Raw genomic sequence first — 14942 nt, 5'->3', positions numbered from 1 at the left:
TTAGATAATAACTGCTTCTTCAACGATTTCTACAAGACGGAAATGTTTGTCTTTAGACAAAGGACGAGTTTCCATGATACGAACGATGTCGCCAGTTTTTGCAGAGTTGTTTTCGTCGTGAGCTTTATATTTTTTTGAATAGTTGATACGTTTACCATAGACAGGGTGGTTACGCTTAGTTTCTACGACAACTGTGATAGTTTTATCCATTTTGTCTGAAACCACGCGGCCTTGATAAACTTTACGTTGTTTGCGTTCCATTTATAGTTTCTCCTGACCTATTATTTGTTCAATTCAGCTTGCACAGTTTTTACACGTGCAATAGTTTTCTTGACTTCGTCAAGCTTAGCTGTGTTTTCGAGACGACCAGCAGCAGCTTGGAAACGAAGATCAAACAATTCTTTTTTCAATTCAGCTTCACGAGTTGTCAATTCTTCAACTGACAAAGCGCGCAAATCTTTAAGAAGTGATTTAGTTTCGCTCAATTTCATTACGCTTCACCTCGTTTCACAAATTTAGTTTTAACAGGAAGTTTGTGTGATGCAAGACGCAACGCTTCGCGTGCAGTTGCTTCATCAACGCCGCCCAATTCAAACATGACAACGCCACGTTTAACTGGAGCAACCCATCCTTCAGGAGCACCTTTCCCTGAACCCATACGCACACCAATAGCTTTGGCAGTGTATGATTTGTGAGGGAAAATTTTAATCCAAACTTGACCGTTACGTTTCATGTAACGAGTCATAGCAATACGAGCTGCTTCAATTTGGCGGTTAGTAATCCAGTGAGATGTAGTCGCTTGAAGACCATATTCACCGAATGATACTGTGTCGCCACCTTTAGCATAACCACGCATTTTACCGCGGAATTCACGACGGTGTTTTACACGTTTTGGTACTAACATGGATTATTTTTCTCCTTTCACAGATTTTTTAGTAGGGAGAACTTCACCACGGTAGATCCAAACTTTAACGCCGAGTTTACCATAAGTTGTGTCTGCTTCTTCCCAAGCGTAGTCGATGTCCGCACGGAGTGTGTGGAGTGGAACTGTACCTTCTGAATATCCTTCAGCACGGGCAATATCAGCACCATTCAAACGACCAGAAACTTGAGTTTTGATCCCTTTTGCACCAGCGCGCATAGCACGTTGGATGGCTTGTTTTTGAGCACGACGGAAAGCGATACGTGCTTCAAGTTGTTTAGCAATTCCTTCACCAACAAGATGAGCGTCCAAATCAGGTTTTTTGATTTCAACGATGTTGATGTGAACTTGTTTACCAGTAAGTTTGTTGAGTTCTGCACGGAGTGCATCAACGTTAGCTCCTGATTTACCAATAACCATACCTGGTTTAGCAGTGTGCAAAGTTACAATAACTTTGTTAATTGCACGTTCAGTTTCAATCAATGATACTGATGCATCAGCAAGTTTAGTTTGGATAAGTTGACGAATTGCCAAGTCTTCGTGAAGGTAATCCGCATATTCTTTTTCAGCATACCATTTGGCATCCCAATCACGAATAACGCCAACACGCATTCCTATTGGATGTACTTTTTGACCCACGTTTTTACCTCCTTATTCTTTCTCAGCTACAACTACAGTAATGTGAGCTGTGCGTTTGTTAATTGGTGAAGCTGAACCTTTGGCACGTGGACGGAAACGTTTCATTGTTGGACCTTCGTTAATGAATGTTTCGCTTACTACCAAGTTAGCTTTTTCAAGACCAAAGTTATTTTCTGCATTAGCGATAGCACTATTAAGTACATTTTCAACTTCTACAGCAGCTTTAGTCGGTGTAAATTTCAAGATTGCAATTGCATCTGCAACACGTTTCCCGCGGATAAGATCGATAACAAGACGAGTCTTACGAGGTGAAACGCGAACTGTTTTTGCAGTTGCTTTAGCTGAAGTAATTTCTGCCATTTTTTTCTCCTCCTATTAGCGACGTGTTTTCTTGTCGTCAGCAGCGTGACCACGGTAAGTACGAGTTGGTGCGAATTCACCAAGTTTGTGTCCAACCATATCTTCTTGAACATAAACTGGTACGTGTTTGCGACCATCGTAAACAGCAATTGTAAGTCCTACAAAGTTTGGAAAGATTGTAGAACGGCGTGACCAAGTTTTGATCACAGATTTTCTTTCGGCGTTGGTTTGAGCTTCAACTTTTTTCATCAAATGCTCATCGACGAAAGGTCCTTTTTTAAGACTACGACCCATTTTGCGAGTTTCTCCTTTAAATATTTGTACCACTGCCGCTACTAAGGCGGAGTTGGCGGAATTTATAGATGCACTTTCGACATCTCATTAAATTTGATAATAAATTTTATCAAATTTAACAAGACGCCGAGAAGGCTCTTGTGAAAATAAAGCGACTTATTAGTCGTTGATACGACGAACGATAAGTTTGCTTGATTTTGCTTTCTTGTTGCGAGTCTTGAGACCAAGGGCTGGTTTACCCCATGGAGTCATTGGAGACTTGCGACCAACTGGTTGACGACCTTCACCACCACCGTGTGGGTGATCGTTAGGGTTCATTACAGAACCACGTACTGTTGGGCGGATACCCATGTGACGTGTACGTCCTGCTTTACCAAGGTTGATTAAGCTTTGTTGTTCATTACCAACAACACCGATTGTAGCACGGCAAGTTGAAAGAATCATACGAACTTCGCCTGATTGAAGACGAACGAGTGTATATTTACCTTCTGAACCGAGTACTTGAGCTGAAGCACCAGCTGAACGAACCAATTGTCCGCCTTTACCAGGTTTCAATTCAATGTTGTGGATCAATGTACCAACTGGAATGTTAGCAAGTGGCAACGCGTTACCAACTTTAATATCGGCATCAGGGCCAGATACAACTGTCATTCCAACTTCAAGGCCTTTAGCAGCCAAGATGTATGATTTAACCCCGTTAGCGTAAACAATCAATGCGATGTTTGCTGTACGGTTTGGATCGTATTCAATTGTAGCAACTTTAGCAACTACGTTGTCAGTTGTACGTTTGAAGTCGATCATACGATATTTACGTTTGTGACCACCACCGTGGTGACGAACTGTGATACGACCAGTGTTATTACGACCAGCTGTTTTGCTCATGCTTACAAGCAAGCTCTTTTCAGGAGTACTTGTAGTGATTTCAGCGAAGTCGCTACCAGTCATGTTACGGCGACCGTTTGTGGTAGGTTTGTAAACTTTAATTCCCACGATTTTCCTCCTCTATTATTCTGCGTCTTCGCCGAAGATTTCAATTGTTTTAGAATCTTCAGTCAAAGTAACGATAGCTTTTTTGTAGCCTGATTTAGTACCAGTGTATTTACCAACTCGTTTAGATTTTGGTTTAACGCTGATAGTATTTACTGAGGCAACTTTTACATCAAAGACAGCTTCAACAGCTTGTTTGATGAGAAGTTTATGCGCACGTGAATCAACTTCAAAAGTGTATTTCTTTTGATCCATAGCAGCCATAGAAGCTTCAGTAATGATAGGTTTACGGATGATATCATAAAGTGACATTATGCAAGAACCTCCTCAATTTGTGTCAATGCTGATTGAACCACAAGGAGTTTGTCAGCAGAAACGATGTCAAGTACAGATGCTGAATTAGCAGTTGTAACTTTCACGTTTTCAAGATTGCGTGCAGAGAGTTCTGCAAATTCGTTACCTTCGTTTGGAAGAACCACAAGTACTTTACGTTCGATTGAAAGTGCTGAAATTACTTTTGCAAATTCAGCAGTTTTTGGAGCTGCAAAGTCAAGTGTATCAACAGCGATTAATTTACCATCAGCAACTTTTGTTGAGTAAACTGATTTAAGCGCCAATTGACGAACTTTTTGTGGAAGTTTGTAAGCGTAGCTACGTGGGTTCGGTCCGAAGACAGTACCACCACCACGCCATTGTGGAGAGCGGGTAGAACCTTGACGGGCACGACCTGTACCTTTTTGACGCCATGGTTTTTTACCACCACCAGATACAGCAGAACGGTTTTTGTGTGCATGTGTACCTTGGCGAAGGCTAGCGCGTTGTGAGATTACAACGTCGAATACGACAGATTCGTTTGGTTCGATACCAAATACTGAGTCGTTAAGTGTAACTTCACCAGCTTGTGAACCATCTTGTTTAAATAATGATACTTTTGCCATTATAGATTTCTATCTCCTTTCCTTCTTATTTAGCTTTGATTGCTGATTTAACAACAATCAATGATTTCTTAGCACCTGGGACATTACCTTTTACAAGGATAACGTTCTTTTCAGGAAGCACTTGTGCAATAACAAGGTTTTGTACAGTAACGCGTTTGTTACCCATACGTCCAGCAAGTTTTTTACCTTTTGGAACTTTGTTAGCTGCAACAGGACCCATTGAACCAGGACGACGGTGGTAACGTGAACCGTGGGCCATAGGACCACGTGATTGACCATGACGTTTGATTGGGCCTTGGAAACCTTTACCTTTAGAAGTTCCGGTAACATCAACAACATCTCCGGCTGCAAATGTATCAACAGTGATTTCTGCTCCTACTTCAGCGCCTTCGAGTCCTTTGAATTCACGAACGAAGCGCTTAGGAGTCGTATTAGCTTTAGCAGCATGACCTTTGGCAGGTTTGTTGGTCAAAACTTCACGAAGTGTATCGAAACCAACTTGAGTTGCTTCGTAACCGTCTGTTTCGACAGATTTAACTTGAAGAACTGTGTTTGGAGTCGCTTCGATCACAGTAACAGGAATTAATTCACCGTTGTCTGTGAAGATTTGAGTCATTCCCACTTTTTTCCCTAAGATTCCTTTTGACATGAGAATTACCTTTCTTAATTAGAGTTTAATTTCGATGTTTACACCACTTGGCAAATCGAGTTTCATAAGTGAATCAACAGTTTTTTGTGTTGGTTCGATGATGTCGATCAAGCGTTTGTGTGTACGCATTTCGAATTGTTCGCGTGAGTCTTTATATTTGTGAGTCGCGCGGATAACAGTGTAGACGCTACGGTCAGTTGGAAGTGGAATTGGACCACTTACTTCTGCGTTTGTACGTTTAGCAGTTTCTACGATTTTTTCTGCAGCTGCGTCAAGGATACGATGTTCGTATGCTTTCAAGCGAATGCGAATTTTTTTAGTTGCCATTTTTTCTCCTCTCGTCTATTGTATTCAATAGGCTAGCTCCACGGGAAAACCGACACGTTAGGTATGGCAATACCTTCGGGTGTGTCGCAACCTCTCGTTTCGTCGCTACATACTGTTTTTAACAGCACTTGTCTATTCTATCAAAGGAGATGTGCCTTGTCAAGGACTTTTTAGACTTTTTTTCATTCTTTCCAGTTCTTTTTATATATCTTTTAAAATTTTAAATAAAATCAATGAATTTACTGAAAAAGACAAGAACCCACACTTTGTCATCTTTAAACTTTTTGATATAATTTGATTAAAGGTTTTATAAACTATTTATATAGGAGGATTTATGTTAAAGGAATTTAAAAACTTTATTTTGCGTGGCAATGTCTTAGACTTGGCCGTTGGGGTTATCATCGGGGCAGCTTTCACTGCTTTAGTTAAATCTTTGGTTGATAATTTGATTAACCCTTTGATCGGAATGTTCGTCCAAAGCAGCGCTCTTGCCCACTTATCAGTAACTGTTGGTAAGACTAAATTTACTTACGGAGCTTTCTTAAACGATGTTATCAATTTCGTCATTACAGCTTTTGTTATTTTCGTTCTTATCAAATTTATCAACAAACTTTTCCCTAAAAAGGAAGAAATTGTTGAAGAACAAAAAAACGAAGAATTGGAAACTCTCCAAGAAATTCGCGACTTGTTGAAAAAATAATTAAAAAAATTACTGATCATTCTGTCAGTAATTTTTTTATTGATAAAAACTGCCGTATACTTGAATAGCCCAAAGGAAGACACCCACAGTTATACTGATTTTTGTCCATGTTTTATTTCGAAGACAGTAAAGAGTGCTGTAATTATTTACTCGATAAGCCTCTCCTTTTTCATCGGTTAATACTTTTTCTGTCTCATCTTTAAGAAAGTATTTGCAAAAAACAAAATTAAAGAATGCAGGGATAAGCAACAGCGAACCATCTAAAATTGCAAAGGTATGAGATTTTTCTCCCAATACTGGCCCTAAAAATACTCCAACCCCGAACCATAAAACAATTCCAAAAATATAGGATAACACAACAAGTAATCCTTTCCGTCTCCAAACAAGCATTCGTAAATCTCCTAGACATCCAATGTTATATTTCATTATTATATCACTGTTTTTACAAAATTTCAATTAAGATACTTAAAGTTACGTTCGTGACGAAAATGTATAGTTAAATTTTATCTTAAGAAAAACGAATCTAAAAAAGTTATCAAGCAAGACCGCCAACCAAACACCTTCTAAGCCTAGCTTCAATACTAAAGCTAAAAATGCGCCTAAGATTAACCGAATGCCAAACATGCCTAAAGTTGTTGCATAAAACGGAAGTTTGGTATTTCCAATTCCTTGAAAAGCCGCCGTGTAAGTCGTTGCTCCTGTGACGAAAAAAGTCGCTAAAAAAGAAAATAAGATGACTGTCGTACTTGCGCCCATAGCAATCCTATCAGTAGTAAATAGCTGATTTAGCATATTAGCTGTCAGTAAAAGAACTAATCCAATGATAAACATCATACTTGTTGCCAACCAATAAGTCTTTTTGATATAAGCTTTAATATTTTCAATATTATTTTCAGCGGTTGCCTGTGCTACTAAAATCACTGTCACGGTTGCCATTCCAAAGACTGGCATATAATTAAATTGTGTAATGCTCTCGCCAATTGCATTTCCCGCAAAGACACGTTCTCCTAAACGGACAATAATCATCATGATTAATAAATCACCCAATCTCATGGATAATCTTTCTCCTGCCGCAGGTAGACTTAGCTTGATTAACTGACGATTGAGTTTTACTTTATAAAATTGAAGACTGGGCCGTTTTTCTTTTAATTTATAATAGAGGAAAGCTGTCCCAATTACTCTGGCAAGAACTGCTCCAAGTGCCGTTCCTAAGACGCCTAAATGAAAAACAAAGATAAAAACAATTGAAAATAATAAATTTAGAACACTTGCAAAGAAAGACGCCCACATGGGTGTCTTTGTGTTTCCATCAGCCCGCAAAAAGGCCCCAAAAGTTGTCATTAAAGCTAAAAGAACAATCAAACCACCCACTAAACTCAGATAAATGATTGAAAGTTCTAAAACTTGCTGACGAGCCCCCAACAAATAAAGAATCGGTTGAGCAGCAAAAAGGGAAAATAGACCAAAAACTAAACCGATTAAAACGGTGAGTTTAGTTGCAGAATTAATTAATTCCTTCGGCTTTTCTTTTGCCTTTTTTTCAATAAATACCTTGGCAAATAAACTTGAAATAATTGTTCCTAGGGCGATAAATATTGCCTGATATACCGTAATTAAATTATTCGCAAGAGAAACTGCGGCCACAGCAGAAAGACTAAGGTGAGCAACAATCATTGTATCACTCACCCCAACTAACATTTGCAAGAAATTTTCAATAATCGCAGGAAGGGCGAATTTTAATATTTCTTTATTTGTTTTCATTTTAAACCAAGGTATTTCTCTACTTCTTTTTGCATTTCCTGAACTGGAACTACTGTATGATGCAAAATTTCAGCTTTTTCAAGTCCTAACACAGCTTTGGGTAATGGAATACCACTGAGTTTTTCAAGTGATTTAACGGCAGCAAAATCATCTATCTTCTCTGACAAGTCCGTTCCTGACTTTTGAAGTCCTTCTAAAACAACTTTAGGGAACTTATAAGGGCTGGCAGTGCTGACAACAACTGTTTTTTCTTTTGGTTGAATTTGATGATAGACATAGTTCGCAACCGCTGTGTGGGGGTCAAGAACATAGTTTTCATTTTCAAAAGTTTCATTAATTTCTTGGGAAATTTCTTCTTCTGATGCCCAGTCAGCTATAAAACCTTGTAACTTACTCATCATTTTTTTAGAAATTTGATAATGACCTTCTGCTGACAAAGCTGTCAGTAAAGCCAAAGTCTCATCATCATTCTCGTCAGTTAAATCAAAAATCAATCGTTCAAGATTTGAAGAAACCAAAATATCCATTGACGGTGAACTTGTCACATAAAATTCTCGATTTTTATCATAAAGCCCTGTTTTGAAAAAGTCAGTCAGCACATTATTTTTATTTGAGGCACAAATCAGCTGACCAACTGGTAAGCCTAATTTTTTCGCATAATAAGCGGCTAAAATATTTCCAAAATTTCCTGTCGGAACTGAAAAATTGATTTTTTCTCCGTCAGTAATTTGACCAGTTTTGACCAGTTGTGCGTAAGCATAAATATAATAAGCAACTTGTGGAATCAAACGTCCAATATTCATTGAATTTGCTGACGAAAATTGCTGATGATTCTTCAGAAGTTGGTCATGCAAGCTTTTATTATTAAACATTTCTTTTACTGCTGTCTGAGCTTGGTCAAAATTTCCATCAATTCCAACAACGTGAACATTAGCTCCTTTTTGGGTCAGCATTTGTTGCTCTTGAATGTGGCTGACTCCACCTTTAGGATAAAAAACAATAATTTTTGTCTGTGGCACATCAGCAAAACCTGCCATAGCTGCTTTTCCTGTATCCCCAGAAGTCGCCGTCAGAATAATAATTTCATTGGTCACACCATTTTTCTTAGCCGCTTGGGTCATTAAATGAGGCAAGATAGAAAGTGCCATGTCTTTAAAAGCGATCGTTTCACCATGAAAGAGTTCAAGAATATAGTGATTCCCGAGATTTTTGAGCGGTGCAATTTCAGGACTATCAAATTTTTCTCCGTAGGCTTTTGTCACCATTAATTTTATTTCATCAGCAGAAAAATCATCAAAAAATGCTTTTAATACAAGTTCAGCAACTTCCTGATAAGAAGCATTTTTTAATTTTTTAAAATCTAAGTCCACTTTTGGAAATTCAACAGGAACAAAAAGTCCACCGTCTTCTGCCAAACCTTGCAAGATAGCTTGTGAGGCTGTTTTTTTATTTGATTTATCCCGTGTTGATTGATAAAAAGTTACCATGATATTTATTCCCCAATCACATTTTTTATAATTATAACAAATATTCTGTAAACTCGCAAAAAGCCACGAATCATCGTGGCTTTTTTTATAATAATTAATTAGGCTTGAATATCTTCGATTTGGTGCATGTCCAATTCAACTGGAGTTGCACGACCAAACATATCAACAGTCAAAGTCAATTTATCGCCATTGATTTCAGTAATTGGCGCTTCAAATCCTGAAAAGGCTCCATCAACAATACGCACACGTTTTCCAACAAAAACGTCAAAGTCGATTTCACGAACAACTTTGCCCATACCAACCAAGATATCTTGGATTTCTTGTTCAAAAAGTGGTGTAGGTTTTGAACGGTTCCCGTGTGAACCAACGAATCCAGTAACGTTTGGTGTATTACGCACGATAAACCACGCTTCATCAGTCATGTTCATTTCGACCAAAACATATCCTGGGAACAAGTTTTCTTCAACGTCTTTCATTTTACCGTTCACTTCGGTACGAATTGTTTCCGTTGGAATTTCGACGCGCAAGATTTTATCTGCCATATTATAAAGTTCAGCACGTTCAAGCAAATCTTCTTTGACTTTACGCTCATAACCTGCATAAGTTTGAATAACAAACCAACCTTGGTCAAAACTTACTAAATTATTATCTTCCATTTGAAATACCTCTGTATTTATTTTTTTACTTAATTAGTGAAATCCCAGCTGACAGAGCTTCTAGAGCATTTCTGTCAGTAATTTGGGTACAAGAAAAAGGGCCAAGCCCTTATCAGATAATATTATTATATCATATTTATCTTGAATTAAAAGGACTTTTGTCAGTTAAGAAAAGAAAAATCTGTCAAAAATGACAGATTAATCGCTTATTTGAGAAATGGTACCAAGTGGCTAACACTAAATGTAATTCCATGTTGAGTTACCCAATCGAAAATTATGATAAACACCAAGAAGAAAGCTGTATATTCAATGACCATAAAAAAATCACGAACAGATTGTTTTCTGCTTGGCCAAGTTGTCAATTTCATTTCTTCAACAATGCTACCAATAAATTTAAACATAACCTTTTCCTATCCCTGCCACATTATTACTGACAGAGTCCATTTCTTATTAAAAGTTTACTGACAAGTCTGTCAGTTCGACGTGTTCAAATCCTATTAAAGTAATACGATTTAACGCGTTTCTTTGTGCAATGTGTGTTTGCCACAAGTACGGCAAAACTTTTTAACTTCAACTCGTTTTTCTTTCGCTACTGATGAAAGATTGAGTGTATAATTTCGTGAACCACAAACGGTACACGCTAATCCAGCTTTTCTTAACATATTATCTCTTATTCTATCAAAAATTATTTACAAGCGCAAACTATTTTGCTACCTTAATCAGACTGTTTGCCACCAAAGTCGCGTATTCTTCTGCACCTGTTCCTTTTGGATGGATATTGTCACTGTAAAACCATGCGTTATGACCCGATGCTTTTTTATTCCAATCAATAATTTTTAAGTTTTTATATTTCTTAGCCGTTTTGGTCAGTAAATTATTATTAGGTTTTGCCCAAACTCGATCGGCATGAATGTTCATCCAATAGACTGGTTTATTACCTGCAACCTTCATTGCGGCTTCAATTTCATCTGCTTTAATTGTTCCATTTGTTCCCAGACCAATCAGATAAGCATCAGGATTAGGCATTTTAGCCTTAGCATTCGTTAAATCTGTTGCAAGCGACTCGGCTTGACGACCAACTGCTGCATCAATATACATATGTGGGAAGACCTCTTGCAAATTTGTTGAAGCGGCAACCATGACCGAATCTCCAAGTGCTAGAACATTCATTTGTGAAGCTTTTTCAGCAACAACTGGTTGAATTTCATATTTTTCTGCAACTGTCTTCAAAGACAGAGGAACCTTGTTATTCGCTTCGGCTAATTGTTTCTTTTGCAAAGCAACTTGTTGGGCCATGATTTTTTCTTCAATAAGTCTTTGGTCATGTGGTGAAGGAGGTGAAAAAATTATGAAACCTAAACTTATCAGAATAAGTCCAGAAAGAATCATTGGTCCAATATTCTTTTTCAACTTCCAGCCTTTTTCTCGGATGAAATTTTGAACAATTTCCAAAACATTACTATAATCAAAATGCTGTGTAGGCAACTCAATCAAACGATATGACAGTTCAGTCAAGATAAGAATGAGCGCTAATTGCCAAATCAAATTGTACCAAGAAGTTGGTGCTAATACTTTAGCCTCAGCAAAAGCAAAAACAGGAAGTTGCCAAAGATAAATTCCATAAGAACGCGAACCAATGTATTCAAAGATAGGATTTGAAAACAGCTTATTAGCTGGTAGACTTGGGTGTGCCACTAGTGCTACTAATATAACGCTTGCTAGACTGGCCAGCCACATTCCGCCATAGTAAGTAAATGTCCCTTGAGCCGGCATGAAGATATAAGCAACCAATAGAACTAAAGATAAGCCAATGGTCAACTGCCAAGCAATCTTAGTCGCCCTTTTATTAACCTTATGCGAAAGTTTATTTAAAGGCCAGATGAAAGCTAAACTTGCCCCCATCATTAAGCTAAAGAACCGCGTATCTGTTCCATAATAAACCCGTGTTGGGTCAGCCCCAGGAACAAAAAGCACCGCCATCAAAATTGCTGAAAGAATAGCTAAAACATTAGCAATGATAAAAATTCGACCCCGTTTTTTAACAAATTTAAGTAATACAATTAAAAGCAAAGGCCAGATGATGAAAAATTGTCCTTCAATTGCTAAGTAATAAATATGTTTAAAGGGCGAAGCCCCAGCAATATCAGCAAAGTAAGAACTTCCTTGCGAAATTTGCCACCAGTTCTGCACTGAAAAAACAGCCGAAAGAAAGTTTGAACGTAAGCCAGCCCACAAATTAGGTTGGAAGATAATAATATAAGGTGTCACAAGAAGAAAGATTGAGATTAATAAAGGATAGAGTCTTTTAATTCTTCTGCCCCAAAACTTCCAAATATTAATCTTTTTACTTCTTTCATACTCCCTTAAAAGAGAGTCCGTCACCAAATAACCAGACAGGACAAAGAATAAAACGACACCAAGAAAACCGCCCTGAACATGATTTGGCCAGAGGTGATAAAGAATAACTGTTAAAACTCCAATAGTCCGTAATCCATTAAAACCTGTGACGTAACGCTTCATTTTCCTTCTCGATTTCTATCTTTATTCTTTAAGTTCTTTTTGTCTTAAAACTACTACGCTTTCTTCTTAATTTTATCATATTTTTAGTATTTTTTTTACTTTTAGTTGCCAAAAACCCCTTTAACTTTATCCCAAGCATTTTTAGCTGCATCGCCAATATTTTTACCAATTTTACCTAGGTCCAAACCATTGGAATCAGAAGATGCTGAAGTGCTAGAACTAGAGCTTTCTGGAGTATTTCCAGTCGTATTCGCTTCTGCCTGTTCTTGGTCTACAATATCATCTTGATATTGTCTTTGTTGAGTCCAATAAGGTTGTTGAGCCGCAACGCCTGCCTGAGCATAAGGGTTTTCAACTGTGAAAGGTGTTCCTTTGGTGTAAGGCAACATATAACTTGCTTCCTGACGGAAAATTACTGACGTTTGTCCTTCTGATGAACCTGTCAATTTATATTTACCATCAGAATAACCAACCCAAAGCGCCATCACAACATCTGGAGTATAACCGACTACCCACTGGTCTTGGTCTTCATTAGTCCCTGTCTTACCTGCCAAAGTATAAGATTTAGGTGAAGCTTTCCAAGCAGAACCATTAGTATAAGTCCCTAACATCATTTGAGTCATTTTATCGGCAGTATCTTTACTAACGACACGTTTTTTGTTTACCTTTGCCGTTTTTACGACTTGACCAGCCGCATTTTCAATTTTAGTAATGAGATGCGCATCATTCATTACTCCACCATTGGCAAAAGCTTGATAAGCCTGAGCAATTTGCCATGGATTTGTTTCAACTCCTGCGCCAAGAGCCGTTGGTAAAACATCATTTTTACTATTTAAATCCAAACCAAATTCACGTCCCAAAGCATTTCCAACTTTTGGACCAATGGCTTGATAGGTATTTATGGCTGGAATATTATATGAATTGGCTAAAGCCGTATACATCGGAATTTGTCCTCGCCATTGATTATCAAAGTCCGTTGGCTTCCAACCATTATAATCAGCCGGAGAGTCATCAACTGTTTTGTCAATTGACCAACCCGCTTCAATTGCAGGAGCATAGACAATCAATGGTTTGATGACCGAACCGGGAGAACGTTTAGACATTGTCGCATAGTTATAATCAGTAAAACTATTAGAACCTTCTGTATTAACATTACCCACGAGAGCATTAACAGCTCCTGTTTTTGGATCAATTGCCACCGATGCTGACTGGGCATAGGTTCCATCTGCTGCTTGTGGGAAGAAGCTTGGATCCGCATAGGTTTTTTGTAAACCTGACTGCATATTTTGATCCATTCCCGTATAAATTTTATAGCCATTATTCATAATTTCTTGTAAGGTTAAACCATACTTACGTTCAGCCTCAGAAATTACCGCATTATAATAGCTTGGATATTTGTATTGACTACTTTTAGATTGATAATTATCTTGCAATTGAGCTTGTAAATCAACCTTCATAAAGCTGTCTGCTTGTGATTGCTCAAGATAGCCAGCATTAACCATATTTTGTAAAACGGTATTGCGACGGTCAGTGGCATATTTTCCCTTTTCATATAAAGGATTATAAATTTCAGGACCTTTTAGCATTCCGGCAAGACTGGCTGCTTCATCAACAGTTACTTCACTGGCTGGAACACCAAAATATTTCAAGGCTGCATCTTGAATTCCCCAAACCCCATTACCAAAGTAAGAGTTATTCAAATACATATCTAAAATCTCATCTTTGCTATAGTGTTTGTTAATTTCAAGAGCCAAGAAAAATTCACGCGCCTTACGGTCAATGGTTTGTTCTTGAGTCAAGTAAGCATTTTTAGCCAACTGTTGAGTAATTGTTGAACCACCCCCAAAACGACCAAGTGTTACTGCCGCCAGAGCAAAACGTTTCAAATTAACCCCGTGGTTTTCATAAAAGGTTCTATCTTCTGTTGCCACTACAGCATTCGTAATATTTTTAGAAATTTGGTCAATCTTAACAGGAGTTCCCTTTTGGCCATAAAGATTTCCAGCTTCATTATTATCTTTATCATAAATAACTGTCTGAGCAGAAATAGAACTTTGTAGAACCTTCACATTTGCTGTTTTAGCCAAGTAAAAAAGATATGAGCCTGTCGCAACGATCGCTACCAAAACAAAAATAATCGTAATTTTTGTTAAGTTATAACGTTTCCAGAAACGTTTTATCGGTCTCATAAATTTACCAAATTTAGTTTTAGCTGGTTTTTCTATTTCTTCTTCAAGTTTTTTTTGTTTTTTAGGGCGTATTTTAGGAATTTTTAAACTTTTCTTTCCTGTTTCTTTTTTACTACGCCGACTGAAATTCTTATTTTCAGGCATCTATACTTCCCTCAGATATTTTTTATTTCTATACTTACTCAAATGAATACATCAATATCTTATTTTAATACTTTTCCGATTTTTTTTCCTTACATATTTGTAAGACCTCTAGTTTTCATCTTTTCAGTTTTGCTTATTTTATCAAAAATCCCTTTGGACTACAATATAAATTTGTAAAACGAAAGGGATTTATGTTTTATTATAAAGATTTCTAAGGATTTTTCAATTGTTTTACTTTCAGTATCAAAATTCTATTTATAAAATTTATATCTTTATTATCAATATAGCGACAATAAATAATCATCTTTTGAGACTTTTATCATTTGTAAATCCATCTATAATTTAGCTAAATTTAAATTAAAAGAAAAG

20 protein-coding genes are annotated in these 14942 nt (G+C 37.4%); 1 reads left to right on the top strand and 19 read right to left on the bottom strand.

Features of this window, described 5'->3' with window-relative positions; translation table 11 throughout:
• From rpsQ to rpsJ, 11 genes are all read right to left on the bottom strand, one after another.
• Positions 1-261, bottom strand: coding sequence for a 30S ribosomal protein S17 (gene rpsQ / locus RSC39_RS08035; RefSeq protein ID WP_003129955.1), 261 nt, complete (start codon positions 259-261; stop codon positions 1-3).
• Positions 262-281: 20 nt separating this feature from the next.
• Entirely contained in the window at positions 282-491 is a 210-nt protein-coding gene (rpmC, locus tag RSC39_RS08030; protein WP_003129957.1) for a 50S ribosomal protein L29, read from the bottom strand.
• Positions 491-904, bottom strand: coding sequence for a 50S ribosomal protein L16 (rplP, locus tag RSC39_RS08025; protein WP_011677158.1), 414 nt, complete (start codon positions 902-904; stop codon positions 491-493). Before rplP ends, rpmC begins: the two co-directional genes overlap by 1 nt.
• Before the next feature lie 3 nt (positions 905-907).
• Positions 908-1561, bottom strand: a complete 654-nt coding sequence (gene rpsC, locus RSC39_RS08020) for a 30S ribosomal protein S3 (RefSeq protein ID WP_003129960.1) — start codon at positions 1559-1561, stop codon at positions 908-910.
• A gap of 12 nt (positions 1562-1573) precedes the next feature.
• Positions 1574-1921, bottom strand: coding sequence for a 50S ribosomal protein L22 (rplV, locus tag RSC39_RS08015; protein ID WP_010906302.1), 348 nt, complete (start codon positions 1919-1921; stop codon positions 1574-1576).
• A gap of 15 nt (positions 1922-1936) precedes the next feature.
• Entirely contained in the window at positions 1937-2215 is a 279-nt protein-coding gene (gene rpsS, locus RSC39_RS08010; RefSeq protein ID WP_011677159.1) for a 30S ribosomal protein S19, read from the bottom strand.
• A gap of 159 nt (positions 2216-2374) precedes the next feature.
• A complete protein-coding gene (gene rplB, locus RSC39_RS08005) occupies positions 2375-3205 on the bottom strand; it encodes a 50S ribosomal protein L2 (RefSeq protein ID WP_011677160.1) in 831 nt (276 codons plus the stop codon).
• A gap of 15 nt (positions 3206-3220) precedes the next feature.
• Positions 3221-3514, bottom strand: a complete 294-nt coding sequence (locus tag RSC39_RS08000; protein WP_011836026.1) for a 50S ribosomal protein L23 — start codon at positions 3512-3514, stop codon at positions 3221-3223.
• Complete coding sequence (gene rplD, locus RSC39_RS07995; RefSeq protein ID WP_011677162.1) at positions 3514-4140, bottom strand: 50S ribosomal protein L4; 627 nt, start codon at positions 4138-4140, stop codon at positions 3514-3516. The genes RSC39_RS08000 and rplD overlap by 1 nt, the downstream gene beginning before the upstream one ends.
• 25 nt (positions 4141-4165) lie before the next feature.
• A complete protein-coding gene (rplC, locus tag RSC39_RS07990; RefSeq protein WP_011836028.1) occupies positions 4166-4789 on the bottom strand; it encodes a 50S ribosomal protein L3 in 624 nt (207 codons plus the stop codon).
• An 18-nt stretch (positions 4790-4807) separates the two neighbouring features.
• The gene (gene rpsJ, locus RSC39_RS07985) at positions 4808-5116 is read right to left on the bottom strand and encodes a 30S ribosomal protein S10 (protein WP_003129973.1); all 309 of its coding nucleotides are present in this window, start codon (positions 5114-5116) and stop codon (positions 4808-4810) included.
• 334 nt (positions 5117-5450) lie between these two features.
• Between rpsJ and mscL the strand changes: the two genes are divergently transcribed.
• Complete coding sequence (gene mscL, locus RSC39_RS07980; protein WP_011677163.1) at positions 5451-5816, top strand: large-conductance mechanosensitive channel protein MscL; 366 nt, start codon at positions 5451-5453, stop codon at positions 5814-5816.
• Positions 5817-5852: 36 nt separating this feature from the next.
• Here mscL and RSC39_RS07975 read toward each other — a convergent pair whose 3' ends face one another.
• The 8 genes from RSC39_RS07975 to RSC39_RS07940 all read right to left on the bottom strand — a co-directional run bounded on the left by RSC39_RS07975 (position 5853) and on the right by RSC39_RS07940 (position 14573).
• Positions 5853-6206, bottom strand: coding sequence for a hypothetical protein (locus tag RSC39_RS07975; protein ID WP_063281244.1), 354 nt, complete (start codon positions 6204-6206; stop codon positions 5853-5855).
• A gap of 81 nt (positions 6207-6287) precedes the next feature.
• Positions 6288-7577 carry an MATE family efflux transporter gene (locus RSC39_RS07970; RefSeq protein WP_332536388.1) on the bottom strand — a complete coding sequence of 430 codons (1290 nt, stop codon included), beginning with the start codon at positions 7575-7577 and terminating at the stop codon, positions 6288-6290.
• Positions 7574-9064: a threonine synthase gene (gene thrC, locus RSC39_RS07965; RefSeq protein ID WP_332536386.1), complete on the bottom strand. Its 1491-nt coding sequence runs from the start codon at positions 9062-9064 to the stop codon at positions 7574-7576. The genes RSC39_RS07970 and thrC overlap by 4 nt, the downstream gene beginning before the upstream one ends.
• A gap of 98 nt (positions 9065-9162) precedes the next feature.
• On the bottom strand, positions 9163-9720 hold the full coding sequence (gene nusG, locus RSC39_RS07960; protein ID WP_011677166.1) for a transcription termination/antitermination protein NusG: 558 nt from the start codon (positions 9718-9720) through the stop codon (positions 9163-9165).
• A gap of 206 nt (positions 9721-9926) precedes the next feature.
• Positions 9927-10121: a preprotein translocase subunit SecE gene (gene secE / locus RSC39_RS07955; RefSeq protein ID WP_011677167.1), complete on the bottom strand. Its 195-nt coding sequence runs from the start codon at positions 10119-10121 to the stop codon at positions 9927-9929.
• A 111-nt stretch (positions 10122-10232) separates the two neighbouring features.
• Positions 10233-10382, bottom strand: coding sequence for a 50S ribosomal protein L33 (gene rpmG / locus RSC39_RS07950; RefSeq protein WP_011677168.1), 150 nt, complete (start codon positions 10380-10382; stop codon positions 10233-10235).
• Between the two features lie 40 nt (positions 10383-10422).
• Positions 10423-12240 (bottom strand): acyltransferase family protein, encoded by a 1818-nt coding sequence (locus RSC39_RS07945; RefSeq protein ID WP_332536383.1) that lies wholly within the window; start codon positions 12238-12240, stop codon positions 10423-10425.
• 101 nt (positions 12241-12341) lie between these two features.
• The gene (locus RSC39_RS07940) at positions 12342-14573 is read right to left on the bottom strand and encodes a PBP1A family penicillin-binding protein (RefSeq protein WP_332536381.1); all 2232 of its coding nucleotides are present in this window, start codon (positions 14571-14573) and stop codon (positions 12342-12344) included.
• Between the last annotated feature and the right edge of the window lie 369 nt (positions 14574-14942).

The organism is Lactococcus sp. (genome assembly GCF_036648155.1).
In the GTDB taxonomy this organism is placed as follows: Bacteria; Bacillota; Bacilli; order Lactobacillales; family Streptococcaceae; genus Lactococcus; species Lactococcus cremoris.
This window is presented reverse-complemented; position numbering and strand designations above follow the sequence as displayed.

Bases quoted from the DNA above. Each gene is read 5' to 3' on its own strand.
- rpsQ (WP_003129955.1), bottom strand. From the start codon at position 261: ATGGAACGCAAACAACGTAAAGTTTATCAAGGCCGCGTGGTTTCAGAC.
- rpmC (WP_003129957.1), bottom strand. From the start codon at position 491: ATGAAATTGAGCGAAACTAAATCACTTCTTAAAGATTTGCGCGCTTTG.
- rplP (WP_011677158.1), bottom strand. From the start codon at position 904: ATGTTAGTACCAAAACGTGTAAAACACCGTCGTGAATTCCGCGGTAAA.
- rplV (WP_010906302.1), bottom strand. From the start codon at position 1,921: ATGGCAGAAATTACTTCAGCTAAAGCAACTGCAAAAACAGTTCGCGTT.
- rpsS (WP_011677159.1), bottom strand. From the start codon at position 2,215: ATGGGTCGTAGTCTTAAAAAAGGACCTTTCGTCGATGAGCATTTGATG.
- RSC39_RS08000 (WP_011836026.1), bottom strand. From the start codon at position 3,514: ATGTCACTTTATGATATCATCCGTAAACCTATCATTACTGAAGCTTCT.
- rplD (WP_011677162.1), bottom strand. From the start codon at position 4,140: ATGGCAAAAGTATCATTATTTAAACAAGATGGTTCACAAGCTGGTGAA.
- rplC (WP_011836028.1), bottom strand. From the start codon at position 4,789: ATGTCAAAAGGAATCTTAGGGAAAAAAGTGGGAATGACTCAAATCTTC.
- rpsJ (WP_003129973.1), bottom strand. From the start codon at position 5,116: ATGGCAACTAAAAAAATTCGCATTCGCTTGAAAGCATACGAACATCGT.
- mscL (WP_011677163.1), top strand. From the start codon at position 5,451: ATGTTAAAGGAATTTAAAAACTTTATTTTGCGTGGCAATGTCTTAGAC.
- RSC39_RS07975 (WP_063281244.1), bottom strand. From the start codon at position 6,206: ATGCTTGTTTGGAGACGGAAAGGATTACTTGTTGTGTTATCCTATATT.
- RSC39_RS07970 (WP_332536388.1), bottom strand. From the start codon at position 7,577: ATGAAAACAAATAAAGAAATATTAAAATTCGCCCTTCCTGCGATTATT.
- thrC (WP_332536386.1), bottom strand. From the start codon at position 9,064: ATGGTAACTTTTTATCAATCAACACGGGATAAATCAAATAAAAAAACA.
- nusG (WP_011677166.1), bottom strand. From the start codon at position 9,720: ATGGAAGATAATAATTTAGTAAGTTTTGACCAAGGTTGGTTTGTTATT.
- secE (WP_011677167.1), bottom strand. From the start codon at position 10,121: ATGTTTAAATTTATTGGTAGCATTGTTGAAGAAATGAAATTGACAACT.
- rpmG (WP_011677168.1), bottom strand. From the start codon at position 10,382: ATGTTAAGAAAAGCTGGATTAGCGTGTACCGTTTGTGGTTCACGAAAT.
- RSC39_RS07945 (WP_332536383.1), bottom strand. From the start codon at position 12,240: ATGAAGCGTTACGTCACAGGTTTTAATGGATTACGGACTATTGGAGTT.
- RSC39_RS07940 (WP_332536381.1), bottom strand. From the start codon at position 14,573: ATGCCTGAAAATAAGAATTTCAGTCGGCGTAGTAAAAAAGAAACAGGA.